The sequence below is a fragment of the Parafrankia sp. FMc2 genome, from assembly GCF_041008525.1.
In the GTDB taxonomy this organism is placed as follows: domain Bacteria; phylum Actinomycetota; class Actinomycetes; order Frankiales; family Frankiaceae; genus Parafrankia.
The window spans coordinates 1-21,407 of the sequence record NZ_JBFLUG010000038.1 but is presented as its reverse complement, the minus strand read 5'-3'; the positions used below and the strand labels follow the sequence as shown (position 1 = coordinate 21,407).

The following is a 21,407-nucleotide window of genomic DNA, read 5'->3' as shown; positions in this document are numbered from 1 at the left end:
CGAAGTCCATAGGTCAGGTGTCGTTGTCAGCCGGCGGGCGCGGACGCCTCGAGGGGCTGGTAGGCGGGCGGTGGGTCGTTCCGGTCGCGCGGCCAGGCGTAGAGCGCGATCTGGCGGGTGGGCATGTGGTGCATGCCGAGCCGCTGGCATTTGACCTGCTCGCAGACGATCCGGGCAGGGGTGTTGCGGTGGTCGGGCTCGAACATGACCCGGCGGCACCGCGGTTCTGCCTGGAACACGCTCTCGACGAGGGCGTCCAGCCCGTCGGCGATCCCGCTGGGTGGCATGGCCGAGCGGGCCACGACCGCGGCGTGCAGGCCGAGGTCCCAGGGGTCGCCGTCGTAGAAGGTGGAGATGGTGTCGCGGGAGGCCCGGTACAGCTCCAGGTAGCCGACAACGGTGCCCTCGTAGCTCAGGATCAGCGGGCGGGAGAAGCCGCTGTCCAGCTGCGCCTGGATGTAGCTGCGCCAACGCTCGGTCGGCCACGCGGAGTTCCAGGTGTGGATGAGCAGGTCGCTGTTCATCCACTCCGAGACCATCTCGGCGTCGGCGTCGGCGTCGACGGTCCGAAGCCCGAACGGCTTCGGCATCTCGGGCAGCGGCGGGGCCGGGACCGCGAGAACCGCCGCGGACAGGCCGGTGACTCGCAGCCGTGGCAGGAGGATGTCCTCGTCGGGCCGGGTGGTGGCGGCCGGCTCGGTGGGGGCGCTTTGCGTAGGCATGGCAGAACTCCACGTTGAGTCGGGGCTTGGCTGGCCGCGGTCGGTGTCGGGGGCCGGGGGAGAAACGGTGGCTGGTGCGGCACCGGCCGCTGACGGGCAGCGATGGGCGCGTCCGGCGAGGCCGGACGGCTCCCAGCGCGGACCCCCCGTCCTCGCGGCGGGTAGATCAGTGAGCCTCTTTCCTCATCGTTCCCGGCCGGTGACGACGTCCCGTTGGCCAGGTGAGCGGGGAGTGCCTATCGCGTCTCCTGCCGCGGGTGGTCGGGCACGAGCGTGGCGAAGGAGGAGAAGTCGAGCCCGCCGTTGCCAGACCGGATGTTCTCGGCGAGCAGGTCACGGGCCCGCAGGGCTGACAGTGGCGGCGCACCGACCCGGTTGCCGTGTGCCCAGGCCAGGTCGATGTCCTTGTGCATCAGCACTGTCGTGAAGTCGGGCCGCCAGTCGTTCGAGGCCGGGCTGTGCGGCGCGACCCCGGGCACCGGGAAGCGGGAGCGCGCGATGAAGCTGTCGCCGGTGGAACGGCTGAGCGCGTCGTACAGGGCCGCGGGGTCCACCCCGGACCGCTCGGCGACCTGGGCGCACTCGGCCAGCGCGAGCAGCTGGGCGCACACCAGCACCTGGTTGCACAGCTTGACGACCTGGCCGGCGCCGACCTCGCCGGCGAGGGCGACGTAGCTGGCGTAGGCGCCGATGACAGGCCGGGCGGCATCGAAGACGCTCTTGTCGCCGCCCACCATGACCGCGAGCGTGCCTGCCTCGGCTCCCTGCGGGCCGCCCGAGACCGGTGCGTCGAGGTAGTTGCCGCCTGCCTCGGCCACCAGCCTGCCGAGGTCCGCCTCGGTCTCGGGGCCGACTGTCGAGTGGTCGACGATCGTGCGGCCGCGCACGACCGGCAGGCACTGCGTGACGACCGAGCGGACCGCCTCATCGTCAGGCAGGCACAGAAAAGTGATCTCCGATCGCGCCACGACGTCGGCGGCGGACGGCATGGGCTCGGCGCCGAGGGCCGCGAGCTCGCCGACGGGCCCGGCTGACCGGGACACGCACGCGAGCTGGTGCCCGCCGGCCAGCAGTCGTCTGGCCATGGGGCGTCCCATCGTGCCGAGCCCGATGAACCCAGTCCTCATTGCACCCCCTACTCCTCCAGAGGTGCTTTAGGTTAGCCTAACCAAACTAAAAAGGCCACCTTTGGGCGGGTTGTGTAGCCGTCCGGCGCCGCAACGCCGACCTCGGGGGAGAAGAGCCAACTTCGACGGCCAGCCGGCCGTAGTCGAGTGGCGCCTGCTCGTCCGCGACGAGAGCGGCCTGCTGGCTGTCGCCGGGATCTGCGAGTCCCTGCCGCGCGATGTGCGTGGCGAGGCGTTCCTCGAGGTTCCCGGGCCCGGCGATGTCCAGGAGATCAACGCTCCGGCCGGGGTGCGGCTGAACTGGCCTGGCCGCAAGGGCCCGCGGGATCGGCCGAGGGGGCTTGCGCAGGCCGCGATCACCGCGTCGGACGAGCACGGGGACCGGGCATGCGCGTTCATCGTCGACGAGTCGGCGATGAACGCCGACGTCCGCCAGTTCCTGATGGCGGAGCGCGCCCTGCGTGAGGAGGGCCTCTCCTGCTACGGGTGCTGGCGCCACCGGTACGGGACGAACCACGCGGTGTCCTCCCCGCCGACCTAGTTTTTTGGGAAGGTTAACTTAAGTCGTGGGTGGGACGGAAGCATTCCTTCCGAGTGGTCCGGATCGGGTGGGGTGGACGGACACGCGGTCAGGGCGCGGTCAGTAGTGACCGGGACGCTCCGGGTGCGGGGCTTCGCCGTCGTCGCGCGCACTCCGGCCATCGGCGTGGCTGTGGGCGAGGCCGGCCCCGGCCCCGGCCCAAGGCCCGGGTAGCGACCGGCTGGACAGCCGCTGGTCGATGCCGCCGCTCCAGTCATCGTCGGGCCGCGACATGTCGACCGGATGGACTGCCGGCCGCTTCGGCTGTCTTCCGGCCGGCATTCCCCGCCCTGTGTGGCCCGGGCCGGTCTTTCCGTCCGGCGCCAGTGGCGACCGAACCAGGTTTGTCCGGGCCCGTTCGCCGGACACATTCTCCAGACCTTCTCCAGTGCGCCCGTGACACGCTGTCCGTCGCTTCGGCTCGGGCTGTGTCGAACCGTCGTTTCGAGGCGAAGGCATGCATCTGTCCGTCGTCCGGATTCGAAAGGGGGAAACTTCCCGTTTCGCCGCGGCGCGCATCACTCCGGTTCCGGCTCGCCGGCCGCGTTCTGCGGCGGATCGGCCGCCGATCCCGGTCGAAGTGACAAGCGTCTGAAGTCGAGTCCCATCGGCAGGGGAACGAGCAGGTGGTCGGGCCCGGGTCGGCGTCCGGTGGTCGTGGGTTGGTCGTGGGCACGGCCAGCCGCCGGGTGAAGAAGAGGTAGCCTGACTGGTCCGAACCCGGGCGATCGCGGCAAACCGGACTCGACAATCCGTGTTCTGACCGACGGGGCCGGGCTGCCACCGGAAAGCCGAGAGAGCCCTCGCTCCGGTCGGCGGCTATTGCCGGCTGGCTCTGCGTCACGAACGCAACGGCCACAACATCCTCGGGTTCCCCGCCTCGCGGCCGCGATCACCCACTGGCAGAACTTCCGCACGCGACGTGAGACACGTTCTTAGGTTGACCTGACGTGGTCGGCCCGCTATATTCCGTATATTCGTCCGTTAGTTCGTATATACGGAGGCGATTCATGGCAACCCCCCCTTACGCTTACGCTTACGTTCGCGCTCTGCGCGAAGCGGCGTGCTGGCTGCCGTGCTGGCTGTCGTCCTTGTCGTTACGGGACACATCGCGGCAACGCCGGCATCGGCCGCCGAGGACGTCCCGGTCACCACGACCACCGGGCTGCTCCCCGACGGCATGGACTGGCGGATCACCATGCCGGACCGCGGGTGGAACGGCACGCTGCTTCTGGACCTGGACTTCGTCACCGGAGGAGTCGGCAGCAGCTACACCACGCTGTACAACCGCGGCTACGCCGCGGCCGGTGTCCGGCGGATCCCCTTCGACCAGGGCGGCCGCGATTCGCGGGTGTCGGCAGCGCAGCTCATCCAGGTCATCGACGTCTTCACGCAACGCTACGGCAAGCCGCAGTACGTGATCTCCACCGGCGGATCGACCGGCGGCGTGGTCGCGGGATACATCGCGGAACGCTATCCCGACCGGATCGACGGCGCCGTGGCGAACTGCACCACACCCGGATACATCCCGTACCTCACGCCCAGGCTGAGTTCCCTGTTCGCGGCGAAAATCTTCTTCGACATCAACCTGCCGATCGTCCAGCACCCCGGGACGAACTTCCAGGCTGACGCCAACAGCTGGCGGGCCGCCATCGACGCGGCGCAGGCCACCCCCGAAGGCAGGGCGCGCATCGCACTGGCGCTGACCCTGGGCCAGATGAACACCTGGACCAGCACCGCCCTGCCCCCGCCGGACATCACCAACCTCGACCAGGTGCAGGCGTACATGTACGACACGCTGCGCAACATGTACTCCTTCGACGTGAACACACGCCGTAACCAGGAGCAGCAGGTCGGTGGGCAGCCCTTCAACTGGACCACCGGGTTCGACTACAGGAAGATCTGCTACCAGCAGACCCTTCCCGAGCAGCAGGCGGCGGTGCGCAAGTTCTACCAGCAGGCCGGGCTGAACCTGGACGCCGACCTGGGGACGGTCAACAACGCGCCCCGGATCGCAGCCGACCCGGCCGCCGTCGAGGAGATCAGCCTTCACGGGGACTACACGACAAAGCCGAAGCGGCCCTTCCTGATGAACAACCTGATCGGTGACCCGCTGATACAGCCGGCCGCGAACTTCGGGTATGTCCAGGAAGCAACGAAGCACGGCAAGGGGAACCTCGTAAGGCTGATCCACGTCAACGGTGCCGGCCACTGCTCATTCCGGGCCAACGAGTCCGTGGCGGCCATCGAAACCATGAACGAGCGCGTGCGCACCGGCGTCTGGCCGAGCACGGCGCCCGCCGACCTGAACCGTCGCGCCACCGACATCAACCCGGCTCTCGTGCCGCGCTTCATCGAGTACCAGAACCCTGACTTCGCAGGCGGGTTCTGGGCGAACGACAAGTACAAGGTGCCGAGGAAGTAATCGCCAGAGAAGCTCCAGGGCCTCTCTGTCACGGCGAGACGGGGCTGTTTCTGAGTCTGGAGCTGTGACCCTGAGGGTGTTCCCGGAGATCATCTCCGGATGAGTGCGACAGCCCAGCAGGTGCCGGATCCGGAGGCTCCCGCCGGGCCCCAGTGCCACTTCCGCTGGTTGGATCAAGTGTGGCCTGGGGTTTCAGGGGGTTGGCGAGTCTGGTCGTGGCTGGAGTGTTGTGGCGGACGCCGCGCTGGCCGGGTTTCCTGACGGGGTAATGCCCCGTGGCCAGTGCGGCGGACGGCTCGGGGCGGACCCTCGCGGTCACGAACCAGATAGTCAACGCTGTTGACGGAGCCGGCCCAGGTTTATGATCTTGATCCTTGTGTCGATGACCCGCATGGCAGTGGTCCAGGCTCACACTGGGTAGGGCCCGGTGCGCCGGTGATTCGCATCGGCGACGAGGACCTGGAGGCGCCCGATGACCGCGGCTCGCAGCACCACCGAGTCCGAGCTCGCCACCGCGGCGGACGAGGCGGTGGAGCTTGCCCGCCGCTGGGTGGCCGAGGCCGCGGCGGAACCGGTTGATGCTGCCGCGGCGCGGCTGGCGGGGGTGCTGCGGGAGCCGGGGGGCCTGGCGTTCACGGTCGGGTTCGTCGACGGGGTGATCCGGCCCGAGGACAGGCGGGTCGCGGCGCGGAACCTGGCGCGGCTGGCGCCGTCCGCGCCCGGGTTTCTGCCCTGGCATCTGCGGGCGGCGGTCCGTGCTGGTGGGGTGGCGGGGCCGGTGGCGCCGTGGCTGGTGATTCCGGTGGCGCGCCGCGCGCTGCGCGGCATGGTGGGGCATCTGGTCGTCGACGCCACCGAGCGGCGGCTGGGGCCGGCGATCGCGGCGGCGCGCGGGCCGGGCGTGCGGCTGAACATGAACCTGCTGGGCGAGGCGGTGCTCGGCGAGCGGGAGGCGGCGCGGCGGCTGGCCGGCACGAGGGCGCTCGTCGAGCGGGCGGACGTCGACCATGTGTCGATCAAGGTGTCGGCGAGTACGGCTCCGCATGCTCCCTGGGCTTTCGAGGAGACGGTCACCCAGGTGGTGGAGGCGCTGCGGCCGTTGTACGCGCAGGCGGCGGCGACCCGTCCGGCCACGTTCATCAACCTGGACATGGAGGAGTACCGGGATCTGGACCTGACGATCGCGGTCTTCACCGCGCTGCTCGATCGGCCGGAGCTGCACCGGTTGGAGGCCGGGGTCGTCCTGCAGGCCTACCTGCCCGACGCGCTGGGGGCTCTGGTGCGGCTGGGGGAGTGGAGCGCGGCCCGGGTCGCGGCCGGCGGTGCGCCGATCACGGTGCGGATCGTCAAGGGCGCGAACCTGCCGATGGAGCGGGTCGAGGCGTCGCTGCGCGGCTGGCCGGCGGCGCCGTACGGCTCCAAGGAGGAGACCGACGCCAACTACAAACGGCTGCTGGAGTACGCGCTGCGGCCGGAGCGGGTGAACGCCGTCCGCATCGGCGTCGCCGGGCACAACCTGTTCGATCTCGCGTTCGCCTGGGTGCTGGCCGGGCGGCGCGGGGTCCGGCACGGGCTGCGGTTCGAGATGCTGCGCGGGATGGCGCAGGCGCAGGCCCGGGTGGTGGCGCGCGAGGTGGGCGGGCTGCTCCTGTACACCCCGGTCGTGCGGCCGGCGGAGTTCGACGTCGCCATCGCCTACCTGGTCCGGCGGCTGGAGGAGGGGGCCAGCCAGGAGAACTTCATGTCGGCGGTCTTCGACCTGGCCGGCGACGGTCTGCTGTTCGCGCGGGAGGAGCGGCGGTTCCGCGCCTCCCTGGCGCGGCTCGAGGCCGAGCTGGCCGTATCGCCGGCTGCGCGCCGTACGCAGAACCGGCAGCTCCAGTCCGTGGGGTCGGCCGCGGACATCTCTGGAGTGGGGTTCCGGCCTGGAGGGGGGTTCCGGAACGCGCCGGACACCGATCCGTCGCTGGCGGCGAACCGGGCGTGGGCGCGGCGCATCCTGCTGCGGGCGGGGACGTCCACTCTCGGTGCCGACCTCGTCGAGCGGGCCGCCGTGCGGACGCGGGCCGCGCTCGACGAGGTGCTCGCCGGTGCGGTGGCGGCCGGTCCTGATTGGGCGGCGCTCGGTGGGGCGGGACGCGCGCAGGTGCTGCTGCGGGCGGCCGACCAGCTGGAACGCTGCCGCGGCGAGCTGGTCGAGGTGATGGTCGCCGAGGCGGGCAAGACGCTCGACCAGGCCGATCCGGAGGTGTCGGAGGCCGTCGACTTCGCCCGCTACTACGCGGCGCGCGCCGAGGAGCTGGACGACGTCGACGGGGCGGTGTTCAGGCCGGTGCGGCTCACCGTGGTGACGCCGCCGTGGAACTTCCCGGTGGCGATCCCCGCCGGTTCCACGCTGGCGGCGCTGGCCGCCGGTTCGTCGGTGATCCTCAAGCCGGCGGGCCCGGCTCGCCGGTGCGGCGCGGTGCTGGCACGGGCGCTGTGGGCCGCCGGGGTGCCCCGCGACGTCCTGCGGTTCGTTGACGTCGACGAGGGGGAGCTCGGGAAGGCGCTGGTCAGCGACCCGCGGGTCGACCGGCTGCTGCTGACCGGGGCGTTCGAGACCGCGGAGCTGTTCCGCTCGTGGCGTCCGGACCTGGCGCTGCTGGCCGAGACCAGCGGCAAGAACGCGATCGTGGTCACCCCGAGTGCGGATGTCGACCTGGCCGTCCGTGACGTCGTCGCCTCCGCGTTCGGGCACGCCGGGCAGAAGTGCTCGGCCGCCTCGCTGCTCATCCTGGTCGGCTCGGCGGCACGGTCGCGCCGGCTGCGTGACCAGCTCGTCGACGCGGTGGGCTCGCTGGTTGTCGGGCCGGCGCACGAGGCGGCGTCGCAGGTCGGCCCGCTGATCGAGCCGGCGTCCGGGAAGCTGCTGGCCGCGCTGACGACGCTCGGGCCTGGCGAGCGCTGGCTGGTGCGGCCCCGCCGGCTGGACGCGGACGGCCGGCTGTGGTCGCCGGGGGTGCGTGACGGTGTGGCCCGCGGCTCGGAGTTCCACCGGACGGAGTACTTCGGCCCGGTGCTGGGGATCATGACGGCGGCGGATCTCGCCGAGGCCGTGGAGATCCAGAACGACGTGGATTTCGGCCTGACCGCGGGACTGCACTCCCGCGACGCCGACGAGCTGGCCTACTGGCTGCGGCACGTCGAGGCCGGCAACCTGTACGTGAACCGGGGCATCACCGGGGCGATCGTCGGGCGGCAGCCCTTCGGCGGGTGGAAGCGGTCGGCGGTCGGGCCGGGCAGCAAGGCCGGCGGCCCCACCTACCTGTACGCCCTGGGCGACTGGACCAGCCGGCCGAGCACCGCCGCTGCCGCCGCTGCCGCCGCCGATCCGGGCCTCGCCGGCCTCGCCGGCCCGGCCCGTCGGCTGCTGGCCGCGGCCCGGGAGGTCGGCTCGCCCGGCGCGGTCGGCGACGTCGGGGGCCCGGCCGACGCGCTGGCGGGGCTGGAGCGGGCGCTGGGCAGCGATGCCGTGGCCTGGGCGGGCAGCTACTGCGTGCCGCGGGAGGTGGGCGGGCTCACGGCGGAGCGCAACGTGCTGCGGTACCACCCGGTGCCGGTCGAGGTCCGGCTTGCGGCGGACGGCGACGTCCTCGCTCTGGTGCGGGTGGTGGCCGCGGGACTGCGGGCCGGTTCGGCCGTGCGGGTGTCCACCGCGGAGCGCCTGCCGGAGCCGCTGCGGGCCGCGTTCACCGAGCTGGGGGTGACCTGGCGCGAGCAGAGCGGCGCGGACTGGCTGGCCGGGGTCGGCCGGGCGGCGGCCCGGCGCCGGGAGCTGCGGCTGCGGCTGGTCGGCGGGAACGCCGGCGCTGTGTCGGCGGTGTCCGCTGTGGAGTCGGTGACCCGCGGCCGGCCGGAGATCGTCGTCCACGGCGGCCCGGTGACGGAGAGCGGATGCCTGGAGCTGCTGCCGTTCCTGCGGGAGCAGTCCGTCAGCCTGACCGCGCACCGTTTCGGCACCCCGGACGTCCTCGTGGACGGTCTGGTCCCACTTGTCGCCGCGTCAGCGGAAAGTAGTTAGGCTGACCTTACCGACTTTCGCCTGCGTCGCTGGCCCGCGCGGCGCCCTGACGGCTGTCCTGGCCCGCCGGGCAGGCCCGGGTCCGCTCGCGGCGGTGCTCCGGCCTGCCTGCCAGCAGCGCGAACTGTGGCGCGGCGGGCCGGAGGGCGGCGACAGTGGATGGCCGGGGCGGGGAGGCGGACGAGCTGTGCCACACGCGTCCATGTCCGCCGCCCGGGCACGGGACGGGCAGGGCATACCTTGATACGACACGAAGTAGTAGACGCGAAGCGGAGTATCGGTGACTGATTCGGTGATCATCTACACGCAGACCGACGAGGCGCCCGCCCTGGCGACGTACTCGTTCCTGCCGGTGGTGCAGGCGTATGCGTCGACGGCCGGGGTCGGCGTCGTGAGTCGGGACATCTCCCTGGCCGGGCGGATCATCGCCAGCTTCCCGGAGCACCTCGACCCGTCCCAGCGCATCGATGACGCGCTCGCCGAGCTCGGTGCCCTGGCGAAGACGCCCGAGGCGAACATCATCAAGCTGCCGAACATCTCGGCGTCGATCCCGCAGCTGCGGGCGGCCGTCGTGGAGCTGCAGCAGCAGGGCTACGCCCTGCCGGACTACCCGGACGACCCGAAGACCGACGAGGAGCGGGAGATCCGCGCCCGGTACGACCGGATCAAGGGCAGCGCGGTCAACCCGGTGCTGCGCGAGGGCAACTCCGACCGCCGCGCCCCCGCCTCGGTCAAGGGCTACGCCCAGTCGCACCCGCACCGCATGGGCGCCTGGTCCGCCGACTCGAAGACGAACGTCACGACCATGGACGCCGACGACTTCCGCAGCACCGAGAAGTCCGCGGTGATCGCCGCCGACGGCACGCTGCGCATCGAGCTGGCCGGTGACGACGGCACCACCACGGTGCTGCGCGAGTCCGTGCCGGTGCTCGCCGGCGAGGTCGTCGACGCCTCCGTCATGCGGGTGGGCCCGCTGCGCGAGTTCCTCACCGCGCAGGTCGCCCGGGCGAAGGCCGAGGGCGTGCTGTTCTCCGTGCACCTGAAGGCCACGATGATGAAGGTCTCCGACCCGATCGTCTTCGGCCACGTCGTACGCGCCTTCTTCCCCGAGACGTTCGCCCGGCACGGCGCCACCCTCGCCGCCGCCGGCCTGACGCCGAACGAGGGTCTCGGCGGCATCCTCAAGGGCCTGGAGGCCCTGCCCGAGGGCCCGGAGATCAAGGCCTCCTTCGAGGCCGAGCTGGCCGGTGGCCCGGCCCTGGCCATGGTCGACTCCGACCGCGGCATCACCAACCTGCACGTGCCCAGCGACGTCATCGTCGACGCCTCCATGCCGGCGATGATCCGCACCTCCGGCCACATGTGGGGCCCGGACGGCGCCGAGGGCGACACCCTCGCCGTCCTGCCGGACAGCAGCTACGCCGGCATCTACCAGGCCGTCATCGACGACTGCCGCGCGCACGGCGCCTACGACCCGGCCACCATGGGCTCGGTGCCCAACGTCGGCCTGATGGCGCAGAAGGCCGAGGAGTACGGCAGCCACGACAAGACCTTCGAGATCGCGACCACCGGCACGGTGCGTCTCGTCGACGCCGCGGGCACCGTCGTCCTGGAGCAGGCGGTGAGCGCCGGCGACATCTTCCGTGCCTGCCAGACGAAGGACGCCCCCATCCGCGACTGGGTGAAGCTCGCCGTCACCCGCGCCCGCGCCACCGGGGACCCGGCGGTGTTCTGGCTGGACGAGACCCGCGCGCACGACGCCCAGCTCATCACGAAGATCCGGGCCTACCTGCCCGAGCACGACACCGCCGGCCTGACCATCGAGATCAAGGCGCCGGTCGACGCGATCACCTTCTCGCTGGAGCGCATCCGCCGCGGCGAGAACACCATCTCGGTGACCGGCAACGTGCTGCGTGACTACCTGACCGACCTGTTCCCGATCCTGGAGCTGGGTACCAGCGCCAAGATGCTCTCGGTCGTGCCGCTGATGAACGGCGGTGGCCTGTTCGAGACCGGCGCCGGCGGCTCCGCGCCGAAGCACGTCCAGCAGCTGGTCAAGGAGAACTACCTGCGCTGGGACAGCCTCGGCGAGTTCCTGGCGCTGGCCGTCAGCTTCGAGCACCTCGCGCAGACCACCGGCAACGCCCGCGCGCAGGTCCTGGCCGACACCCTCGACCGGGCCACCGCGACCTTCCTCAACGAGGACAAGTCGCCGACCCGCCGCGTCGGCGGGATCGACAACCGGGGGAGCCACTTCTACCTGTCGCTGTACTGGGCCCAGGAGCTGGCGGCGCAGACCGCCGACCCGGCGCTCGCGCAGGCGTTCAGCGCGCTCGCGGAGACGCTGAGCTCGCAGGAGAAGACCATCGTGGACGAGCTGCTCGCGGTGCAGGGCTCGCCCGCCGACATCGGCGGCTACTACCAGCCCGACCCGGTGAAGGCCACCACGGTGATGCGTCCGTCGAAGACCTTCAACGACGCCATCGCCACCCTCGTCTGACCAGCTGGGCGGGACATCCAGGGAAAGGGCCCCGGATCAGCGGGGCCCTTTCCCTGCAGCCGCCGGCCGGTAGCCGGCAGCCGGCGGTCACGCGACGTCCTGCGGCCGCCGGTCGGTAGCCGGCGGCCTGCGCGGCCGGGTGCCCTGCGGGCGGCGGCCAGTGCCCTGCGGGCGGCGGTCAGCGGTCGGCGGCCAGCGCGTCGGCGAGGGACTCGTGGCGGTGGTGCAGCCCCGGCTCGTTGCGGCCGAAGACGATGTCCGCCCGCGCGCCGGAGGCCATGCTCTCCTGCACCCGGGCGGCGAGAGCGTAGTCCTCGTCGCGCACGGCGTCGTGCGCGTAGTCGAAGATCGTCCGCGCCGTCTCGGCGGTCGCCTCGTCACTGCAGTCCATGGACGACGCGTTCTGGTGCACGGTCACCGAATGGCCGGGACGGTCACCCGGATACACCCGGAAGATCTCGCCGTTCGCGACGGTCACCGACAGCACGATGTTCGGGAACAACGCGTAGATGAGTACGAAGTTGTTCAGCGGCACCCAGTCTTCCTCGGGCTGGTTCGCGAGGTCGGTGATGTGCTTCATCGGGAAGATCAACCGGTGGTGCGGTCCGTAGGAGTCGAACAGCGCGCAGTTGCTCTTCGTGATCTGGGCGAAAGTGTCCTTGTGCACCGTGGCGAAGTGATAGCTCTCCGCGAAGGTGTCGAGGGCGAGCTTCCAGTTGACCGGTGCGTCCAGCACCTTCTCGCCGACCGGCGCCCAGTTCCCGATGCCCCAGGAGGCGAGCTCCGGGCCGAGCGGCCCCAGGTGGGTGTCGATGTCCAGCGGGCCGGCCTGCGGGTCCAGCCCCACCCACAGGAAGCCGGAGTGCTCGGCGGCGGGCAGCTCGGTGAGGCGGGCCCGGCCGTTCAGCGTCGCCGGGAAACCCTCCCGACCAGGACCGCCGACGAACTCGCCGCGCGCGTCATACGTCCAGGCATGCCACGGGCAGACGAAGCGCTCCGCGGTGCCGCAGCCGGAGGCGACCTGGGCCTGCCGGTGGACGCAGATGTTCTGGAAGGCGCGAACGATCCCGTCCTCACCGCGGGTCAGGAGCACGGGGACGTCCATGACCGTCTTTGTGCTGTAGCTCCCGGCGGTCGGCAGCTCGGAGCTGTAGCCGACCAGCTGGGGTGAGCGCCGGACGAGTTCGCGCTCTCTTTCGAACTGCTCCTGGCCGGTATAGGCCGTGGCCGGCACACCACCCTCCGCCGGCGTCATGTCGGTGGTTTTGTCGGTAGCTATTTTCAGCGCCCGTCGCGTGAGATCGACGAGCTCGTGGCGGTCGATGTGAGCCCTCCTAATTGGATGCGTCGGCATCCCGCGCGCCCGGGGCGGCGGGATGGGATCAGATAGACCGAATTGTATGTGGCTACCACCAACGGGCATTACCCGGGCTAAGTCACCATGGCGACACCGAAGGCCGGGCGCTCCACAGCGTCACGGACTTGTCTGATGGGAGTGGTGATCAAAGGTGTGGTAAGGCGGGCCTGTGTGGGCTTCCCGGCGGTCTGCCAGAGGTGACTGTCCCGTTGTGCCGGGACCTGTGGCACGGTCCGTCGTCCCGCGGGGGTCAGTCCGCTCGCCGACAGCGGGCCGCGGTCGGTGTGGCGCTGGTCACGTGCACTGCGGGGGGCGGGCGCCGGCCGGCCCGGGCGCCCGGGCCGGCCGGCGCCAGGGCGGTGGACAACGCCGGGCGCCGCCCGCCGGGGCGTCGCGGCCCTGTTGTCGGGGGATTAGCGAGAACGCGTGACGCCAGTCACGGAAACGCTTTCGGTGATCGGCGTCACGATTTCCCGTGGTTGCGCACGACTGCTTTCCAGCAATGTGTCCCACGGCATAGACGTGGCTTACATCTGGCGCGTCCAGCCCTCGCGAATGCGGCCGACGTCACGCTCAGGAACGGGACTGCTGCGCCTTTCTGGGTCATTATTGATGGTGACGGCGGAAATTCGGCCGTTCTGTGGACACGTCGCCAGGAGGCAGCCGTGAACCTTCACCTCTCCGACCGCTCCGGTCTGTACCGGAAGCTCGCCGCCCGCCGCGCCGTCCGCCGCGAGCGGTACCTGTTCAACGAGATCCTCCAGTCCGGAGACGTCTCGCCGACGCTGCGGCAGGAAATCCAGGCCATCTACACCCGGCACACCGCTTCGCTCCCGGCGTCGACGCCGGACGTCCCGCGCCAGGCGCGCGGCACCGACGCGGACGCCGGCCACTCCGACCGTTCCCACCACACCAGCCGCGGCTGAGCGCTCTCGTCGCGGCCGAGCGCGCCGCCCCCGCGTACGGGGCACCCGCGCCGCCGCGAAGCGACTGTCGTCTCAGTACCGGATGTTCAACGCCGCGCGCAGGAACGTGATCTTCTCGTCCCGCTCGCGGCCCACCCCGGTGGCCGCCACCGGGCCGCGATGCCGGCGGCGACCGCCCGGTGCACTGGTGCACCGGCCGGGCGCGGCCCCCGGCATCGCGCCCGACTGGCGGCCCAGCTGGACGGGCACGCCCGCGGCGCGCAGCGCGTCCGCGTAGGCGACGCCCTGGTCCTGCAGGCGGTCGCCCTCCACCACCGCCACATACGCCGGCGGGAGCCCGCGCAGATCGGTGGCCCGGCCCGGCGCGGCGTAGGCCGGCACCTCGTCGGTTCCGACGACCTCCGCGCCCAGGTAGGCGTCCCAGCGGGCCGCGAGGTCCGGGCGGTGACTGCCACGTGCCCCATGGGCCGGTTCCGGTGTCCGCAGGGCGGCGGTGTGCCGGTCGTCCAGCTCCGGGCGGTCCAGGCACTGGCAGCACAGCGCGGGCCCGCCGCGGTCGCGGCTGAGCAGGGCCAGCGCGGCGGCCAGACCCGCCCCGTTGTGCACCCCGTGCACGGCGATCCGTGCCGGGTCGACGCCGAGCCGGTCAGCCCGGCCGACCATCCACAGCAGAGCGGCGTAGCCGTCCTCGAGGGCGGCCGGATACGGATTCTCGGGGGCCAGCCGGTAGTCGACCGCGATGACGACGGCGCCAAGGCTCCGGCTGAGTTCGATGTTCGCCCGATGATCGGTGCCGAGCGCGCCGGCGACGAAACCGCCGCCGCGCAGGTGCAGGACGGCCGGCGCGGGGCGCGCGCCGATCAGCGGCGTGTAGATGCGCACGGCCACGTCCGGGGCGTCCGGCGGGCCGGGGACGCTGGTGTCCATGATGTTGACACCGGTCAGGTCGATCTCCCTGGTCGCGGCCAGGATCAGTTCGGTGGCGCGCGCACGGCTCGCCGTGATGTCGTCGAGGACGGCGTTCGGTGTGATCTCGACCAGCGTCGCGAGCTCGGCGTCGAAGCGGTAGGGCATCGCGTCCTCCAGCGCATGTGGCGGGCACCTGCGGTCTGAGATCGCCCCGGCGCGTTCCCAACCACTGCCATGGTCGCCCCACCTCCCGGCCGCGGCACTGTGAAACCCGCCGATCTGCCGGATCGGCATTCCGGGCCCCCTCGGGGGAGGAACATGCGCGGTGGCACCCCTGCTGCCGCGCGTAACAGCCGCGGCGCACGGTTCGGGCCGGCGCGTTGGCCCGGCCTCGACCTCCCCGGCCTCGACCTCCCCGGCCCCGGGCCCGGGCGCTGGCCTCAATCCGGTTCGGTTCGGTTCGGCCTCGGGTCGGTTCGGGGCGCGGGCGTGCGCTCAGTCCTGGGTGCCGACGTGCTGGCGGAACATCGGGTGCACGGCGAACGCCGGCATGCCCCGGGTCGAGCTGTACGGCACCTGGGCGTTCCCGTCGTCCCACTCGGCGGACGTCGGGCTGTACTCGCGCAGGAAGCCCACGTTCCACAGCACCTCGAGCAGCTGGTCGGGATCCCGGCCCGAGGTCCACCGGGTGGCCTCCCGGCTGATCCGCACCGAACCGGTGGCGAGGTCCAGCAGAAGCAGTTCCAGGTCCTCCCGGGTCCACGTCGCCCGCCGCCCACGGAACGCCTCGAACACGCTCAACAGGCCCGGGTACTGGAACCGGTACTCGGCCGCGATGTCACGGGTCCGCTCACCGGAGTAGGTGGCCTCCACGGCCGTGATGTCGCGGCGGGAGATCCGCAGCCCGCTGCGGCCGTTGACCTGCTGCGCGTGGTCGAGCGCGTGGCTGCAGTACTGGATGATCTCCCGCGGCCGGCGCAGCGAGCGGTCGACGATGAAACGGAACGACCAGCGCGGAGCATGGAACGCCGCGGCCCAGCACTGGTCGTCGCTCGCCGCGGTCAGCCCGGGGACGGTGTGGCGGATGCGGCAGGCGATCAGCCGCCACAGCTGCGGCTCGTCCCAGCGGACCACCTCGATGAGGTCGCGGAACTTCTGCGCGTCGTCGTACAGGGCGGGAATGTTGTCGTAGAGCTCCTGGCGCAGCGACATGTAGACCCGCAGGCGCGGGGAGAGGTCGTTCAGTGTCATACAGGCCTGGAAAAGGCCGGCGACGAAGGCCTGCGCGTCCTCGCTCGCGTCCCACCCCCGGTCGAGCTCGTCGACGAGGACGGTCACCCCGGCGCGCGCGCACAGCCGGCCCAGTGGGACGAACAGGTGGTCCAGCTCCTCCAGCCGGTAAAGTTTCTGCAGCTCCCGCGCCCGGATTCCGCCTTCGACCCGCCCGACCTTCACCGACTCGATGCGCCGCAGATAGGACACGAACGCATCGAACGGCGTCACGCTGCCACCGTGGTGGTTGTCGCGAAGGTAGGCGTAGATCTGGCTCTCGGCGCCGCGCCTGATCCGGCCGTGCCGCTTCGTCAGCTCCTTCATGATGAGCACGAGCAGCAGGTACTTCCAGGCCACCGCGTACGCGCCCAGCTTGGCCCAGGCGCCCTCCGACTCGCGGATCATGGCCCCGCTGAGAAACTCGTAGGAGTAGTCCTCCGGGGAGAGCTCGATCACCGACTCGCCGCGGTCGCGATTGCGGTGGGCCATCGTCTTGAGAATGGCGCTTTTCCCCGCGCCGCGGTTCGCGACCAGGATCGTCTTCGTTCCCGCGTTCATGTTGCGATACGCGGCGGATTCGATGAAATACGCGTCCAGCCCACGCCGGACGTCGCGTTCGGCCGCCGGCGCACCGAAGTTGAGACGACTCAGATCGGGCACGCTGCCTCCGGATGTTCCCCGTCGGGTTGCGTGAACCGAGTCTAACGAGCGCGGAGTATTCTGGCTGGCGCTTTCGGAAACCCGGGATAAACATTCGTCCGGCCACTCGGCCGTGTCCCTTGCGCCATGCCCCGCGCGGGGCATGGCGCAAGGGCTAGCGGGCAGCTCCGCTGCCGACCGGCCGTGACACCGCGCTGTGGCCGTGGCCGTGGCGGCCACCGCGGTCACCGCGTCCGCCGGCCCCGGCTCGACCGCCGCGTCCGCCCTGCCCGCCACCCGGGCCGGGCCTGCTCAGCCAGGCATGGACGGTCTCGGCGGTCGACCGCGCGTACTCGTTCATCATCGACTGGTGATCGCCCGCCGTGGTCACGAGGTCGAACTCCAGCTCCCAGGCGTCGGCACCGCCGGCAACCGGGGATACCGCGCCCGGGGAACCCTCGAGGTTCGCGGGGCTCGAGATGCTCGCCGGGACCGGGACCGGGACCGGGACCGGGACGGGGACCGGGGGCGCCGCGGGCCGGGTCGCCGGCCCCGGCTCGGCGTCGCGCCGGGGCATGCGCTCGGCCGCGCGGACCATGACGATCGGCGTCCGGACCGTGCCCGGGCGCCATCCCTCGAACAGGTCCAGGTAGGCGCCCTGCGCAGTCACCTGCGCCTCCGTCATGAGCGCGAAGGCCTGGTCGTTCACGGCGATGCCGCGCAGCTCCTCGGCGACGTCGGCCTCGGGGATCCGGTCGCCGGGCAGCCACGTGTCGAGCAGGACGATCGCGGCCGGGGCCAGGCCACGTGCCTCCAGGCGGGCCGCCACGGCGTGCGCGAGCCATCCACCGGACGAGTACCCGGCCAGCGCGACCGGGGTGTCCGGGAGATGGCGGGCGATCGTGTCGGCATGCAGGTCGACCACCAGGTCGGCGGTGGCGGGCAGCAGCTCACCGTCACCGAAGCCCGGGTGGGCCAGCGCGTGCACCGCCCGCCGGCCGTGCAGGTGCAGCGCGATCCGGGCGAAGGTGTGCGGCCCGGAGGGCGCGACCATCGACGGCAGGCAGACCAGCACCGGCTGCGCCGGGCCGGCGGCGAGTGTGACCGGTACCGGTCGGCCGGGGAGATCGTCGGGGGTGGTGAACGTCGGCCGCAGCCTGGCTGCGGCGCGCAGCACCCCGACCCCCGCCGCGAACCTGCCGTCCGCGCAGGCCTGCCGATAGAGCCCGCGGACTCCGACCTGCTCCCCGCGGTCCTGTGGCCCGCTCTCACGGGTGGTGGCGACACGGGGCTGGGCCGCGAGCAGCGCGGCGAGGTGGTCGCCGAGATCGGCGACGGTGGGGTGTTCGAACATGGCCGTGGTGGCCACCCGCAGCCCCGTCGCGGCGGCGAGACGGCGACTGAGCTGGACGGAGGCGACCGAGTCGAGGCCGAGCTCCAGAAAGCGCCGGCCGGTCTCGACCGCCTGGGCGTCGTCATGGCCGAGGATGTCGGCGGCCGCCGCCTGCACGAGGTCACGCAGCGCCCGGCCGCGCTCCGCGGCCGGCAGCCGTCCGAAGTCGCCCGCTCCCGTACCTGTTCCCGGTCCTGTTCCTGCTCCCGGCCGCGACGCGGGCTCCAGGCCCGGACCGGGGGCCGGATCCGGCGCCGCCACCCCGGACTCGGCCGCGATCTCGTCGAGGAGATGCGACGTCCGGGCGGCGGTGAACGCGGGGAGGAACAGATCCCAGGCGACGTCCGCGACCGTCACGATCTTCGTCGGCGCGCCGCCGTCAGGGCCGCTCCCGGCCCGCAGCGCCTGAGCCAGGGCGGCCACAGCCTGGTCGGAGGGGATCGGGAGCAGGCCCCGCCGCAGCAGGTAGTCGCGTCGGGCCGGCTCCGCGCCCATCCCCGCGTCGGCCCACGGGCCGTAGGCGACGGAGACGGTGGGCAGGCCGGCGGCCAGTCGCGCGTCGGCCAGGGCGTCAAGGTGGGCGTTCGCCGCGGCGTAGGCGGCCTGGCCCGCGCTGCCCCAGGTGGCCGAGATCGAGGACAGGAGCACCAGCGGAATCTCGGGGGCGAGCCGGTGGAGCCGCTCGGCGGCGGCGGCCTTCGGCGCGACGACGGCGGCGATCCGCGCCAGGTCGAGCTCGTGCAGGTCGGCGGTCGGCCCGCTGACACCGGCCGCGTGGACGATGGCGCCCAACGGGGCGTCCCGGTCGCCGATGAGTTCGTCGACAAGGGCGGCGAGCTGCTCGCCGTCGGTGGTGTCGCAGCGCCGGACCATGATCTCCGTGCCGTGCGCGGCCAGCGCGTCGCGCAGGGCGGCGGCCTCCGGGGCGTCGGGTCCGCGGCGGCTGGCCAGCACGAGGCGGCCGCTCCCGGTTCGGGCGAGGTCCCGGGCGATGCGGGCGCCGAGCGCACCGGTACCCCCGGTGATCAGCACGGTCGTACCGGCGGCGGCCAGCGGCAGCTCCGCTGGCGGCCCCGCGGCCCGGCTGGCGTCGGCGCCGGCGCCGGCACCGATGTCACGGCCGGGTGCCGGGCCCTCCCGGACAAGGCGGGGTACCAGCAGGGCGGACGTCCGCACGGCGAACTGGTCCTCGCCGCCAGGGGTGGCCAGCGCGGAGCCGAGCCAGGCGAGCGCACCGTCGTCCAGGTCGGCCGGCACATCCACGAGGCCGCCCCAGCCGTCGGGACGCTCGAGAGCCAGCGACCGCCCCAGCCCCCACACGAGCGCCGCGGACGGATCCCGGACCGGGTCGCCGGGGCCGGTCCCGACGGCGCCGCGGGTCAGGACCCACAGCGGTACCTGCAGTCCCAGGTCGTGGTGCGCCTGCGCCAGCGCGCAGGTGAGCGCGAAACCGGTGGTGAGCGCCGGCTGCCCCGGATGCGGGGTCGGGTCCAGCGCGAGCAGCGAGAGGATCCCCCCGACGCCGGTGGACGGGGCGAGCGCGCGGAGCCGGTGGGCGAGGCGGCGCCGGTCGGCGTCCGCGTCCGCCTCCGCCGGCCCCAGCACGACCTCGACCGCGGTACCGCCGAGACGCTCGACCATCCAGCCGATGCGGGAGACCTCGGCGGCACTCACCCCGGCCGGGGGCAGGAGCAGGAGCCACCGGCCGGACAGCGGTGCCGCCACGCCGGGCGTTCCGGCGAGCGGCGCCGCCGCCGAGGCGGGCAGCGCCCGCCAGAGCGTGCGGTACCGCGACAGACCCGGCCGGGACGTCTCCGCTCCCGCTGCGGTGTTCGCGGATGTCGGGACCGCGGCTGCGCCGGCGGCGGTGGCGCCGGCTCCGGCCGTGGCTCCGGCCGTGGCTCCGGCTGTGGCTCCGGCCGGCGGAGACACGGGGCCCTGCGCAGGGCCCATCCAGTGGCGCTGCCGCTGGAACGGGTAGCCCGGCAGGTCGCAGTGGGCCGGCCGGCGGGCCCCCACACCCGCACTCGACAGGGGACCGGGAACCGCCGGATGGTTGATCTCGGACCAGACCACCGGGATGCCGTGGGTGTGCAGCGCGGCGAGCGCGGTGTGCAGCGCGGCTGGCTCGGTCAGCCGGTTCGCCGCCGTGGCCGCCACCAGGGGCACCCGCACCTCCGCCGGCTCGCGGCGGGCTGACGGTCCGCCGGGGTGCCGTTCGGCGGTGTCGGCCAGGATGCCGTCGAGGTGCGCGGTGAGCGTCGGCCGTGGGCCGACCTCCAGGTAGGCGGCCGGATGTTCCCGCCTGCTGCGGGCGACGGCGTCGCCGAAGCGGACCGTCTCCCGGATGTGGCGGACCCAGTAGGCCGGGTCCGTGTGCCAGAGGGGCCCCGGGTGGCGGAGCGTCTCCGGGAGGGAGGGCGTCTCGGCCGGGTCGCCGGTGAGCCGGCCGGTCAGCGCGGAGACGATCGGGACCGTCGGCGGATGGTAGGTGAGCCCCGCGGCGACGGCGGTGAAGGCGTCCAGGACGGGGTCCATGTGGGCGGAGTGGAACGCGTGACGCACGGCGAGCCGGCGGGTGGGCCGGCCGCGGCCGGCCCAGTAGGCCACCAGTTCCGTGACGGCGTCGGGGTCGCCGGCGACGACGACGGACGCTGTGCTGTTCACCGCCGCGATGTCCGCGGGGCGTGCCAGTCCGGCGAGGGACGCGTGGACCTCGTCCTCGGTGGCGCCGAGCGCGGCCATGGCGCCGCCGCGGCAGCTCTGCATCAGCCGCCCGCGGGCCGCGACCAGCGCCGCGGCGTCGGGCAGCGTCCAGACCCCGGCGATGTGCGCGGCGGTCAGCTCCCCGACGGAGTGGCCGAGCAGCAGCTGCGGGACGACGCCGGCCGTGCCGAGCAGCCGGGTCAGCGCTGTCTGGTAGGCGAACAGGGCGCACTGGGTGTAGAGGGTCTCGTCGAGGAGCGCGGCGTGCCGGGTGCCAGCGGCGGCGAACATGACATCGCGCAGCGGCTCGTCGAGGTGGGTGTCGAACGCGGCACAGGCGGCGTCCAGCGCCCGCGCGAAGGCGGGGTGGGCGGCGTGCAGGTCACGCCCCATGCCGGGCAGTTGGCTGCCCTGGCCGGTGAAGACGAGGGCGACCCGGCCGCCGGGGCGTGCGGGCGGGGCGGTGCCCTGGACGAGACCAGGCGCCGTCCGGCCCGCGGCGAGCGCCGTCAGCGCCCGGACCAGGCGGGACGTCCGCTGCGCCGGTGGGCCGTCGAGGACGGCCGCGGCCCGGGTGGGCAGCTGGGCGCGGGCGGCGAGGGTGTAAGCGATGTCGTCACCGCGCAGCTCGGGATGGCGGCCGAGGTGCGCGGCGAGACGTCCCGCATGGGCGCGCAGTGCCGCCTCACCGCGGGCGGAGAGGACCACCGTCACCGGCGCCGGCTCGGAGCCCTCGCCGGAGCCCTGCGTGTCGGCGGCGGGGGTGTTCGAGCTGGGGGTGTTCGAGC

11 protein-coding genes and 1 pseudogene are annotated in these 21,407 nt (G+C 72.7%); 6 read left to right on the top strand and 6 right to left on the bottom strand.

Annotated elements, in window-relative coordinates:
* Positions 1-26: 26 nt before the first annotated feature.
* Positions 27-722 carry a GNAT family N-acetyltransferase gene (locus AB1460_RS15460; protein ID WP_368962005.1) on the bottom strand — a complete coding sequence of 232 codons (696 nt, stop codon included), beginning with the start codon at positions 720-722 and terminating at the stop codon, positions 27-29.
* A 236-nt stretch (positions 723-958) separates the two neighbouring features.
* The gene (locus tag AB1460_RS15455; protein WP_368962004.1) at positions 959-1,849 is read right to left on the bottom strand and encodes an NAD(P)-dependent oxidoreductase; all 891 of its coding nucleotides are present in this window, start codon (positions 1,847-1,849) and stop codon (positions 959-961) included.
* Between the two features lie 61 nt (positions 1,850-1,910).
* Between AB1460_RS15455 and AB1460_RS15450 the strand changes: the two genes are divergently transcribed.
* From AB1460_RS15450 to AB1460_RS15430, 5 genes and pseudogenes are all read left to right on the top strand, one after another.
* Positions 1,911-2,390, top strand: coding sequence for a siderophore-interacting protein (locus AB1460_RS15450; RefSeq protein WP_368962003.1), 480 nt, complete (start codon positions 1,911-1,913; stop codon positions 2,388-2,390).
* Positions 2,391-3,094: 704 nt separating this feature from the next.
* Positions 3,095-3,212, top strand: a pseudogene (locus AB1460_RS15445) (IS5/IS1182 family transposase); the annotation flags it as partial.
* A 280-nt stretch (positions 3,213-3,492) separates the two neighbouring features.
* Positions 3,493-4,854, top strand: a complete 1,362-nt coding sequence (locus tag AB1460_RS15440) for a DUF6351 family protein (RefSeq protein ID WP_368962002.1) — start codon at positions 3,493-3,495, stop codon at positions 4,852-4,854.
* Between the two features lie 472 nt (positions 4,855-5,326).
* On the top strand, positions 5,327-8,917 hold the full coding sequence (locus tag AB1460_RS15435; RefSeq protein WP_368962000.1) for a proline dehydrogenase family protein: 3,591 nt from the start codon (positions 5,327-5,329) through the stop codon (positions 8,915-8,917).
* Between the two features lie 280 nt (positions 8,918-9,197).
* On the top strand, positions 9,198-11,417 hold the full coding sequence (locus AB1460_RS15430) for an NADP-dependent isocitrate dehydrogenase (protein WP_368961999.1): 2,220 nt from the start codon (positions 9,198-9,200) through the stop codon (positions 11,415-11,417).
* A gap of 178 nt (positions 11,418-11,595) precedes the next feature.
* Here the strand turns inward: AB1460_RS15430 and AB1460_RS15425 are convergent, their stop codons facing one another.
* Positions 11,596-12,672, bottom strand: coding sequence for an aromatic ring-hydroxylating oxygenase subunit alpha (locus AB1460_RS15425; protein WP_420497279.1), 1,077 nt, complete (start codon positions 12,670-12,672; stop codon positions 11,596-11,598).
* 767 nt (positions 12,673-13,439) lie between these two features.
* On the opposite strand from AB1460_RS15425, the gene AB1460_RS15420 reads away from it, so the two are divergent.
* The gene (locus AB1460_RS15420) at positions 13,440-13,700 is read left to right on the top strand and encodes a hypothetical protein (protein WP_368961997.1); all 261 of its coding nucleotides are present in this window, start codon (positions 13,440-13,442) and stop codon (positions 13,698-13,700) included.
* 72 nt (positions 13,701-13,772) lie between these two features.
* Here the strand turns inward: AB1460_RS15420 and AB1460_RS15415 are convergent, their stop codons facing one another.
* The 3 genes from AB1460_RS15415 to AB1460_RS15405 all read right to left on the bottom strand — a co-directional run.
* Entirely contained in the window at positions 13,773-14,774 is a 1,002-nt protein-coding gene (locus tag AB1460_RS15415; RefSeq protein WP_368961995.1) for an alpha/beta hydrolase, read from the bottom strand.
* Between the two features lie 330 nt (positions 14,775-15,104).
* Complete coding sequence (locus AB1460_RS15410) at positions 15,105-16,541, bottom strand: P-loop ATPase, Sll1717 family (protein ID WP_368961993.1); 1,437 nt, start codon at positions 16,539-16,541, stop codon at positions 15,105-15,107.
* A gap of 154 nt (positions 16,542-16,695) precedes the next feature.
* On the bottom strand, positions 16,696-21,407 hold a 4,712-nt coding region (locus tag AB1460_RS15405; protein WP_368961992.1), incomplete at its 5' end, for an SDR family NAD(P)-dependent oxidoreductase.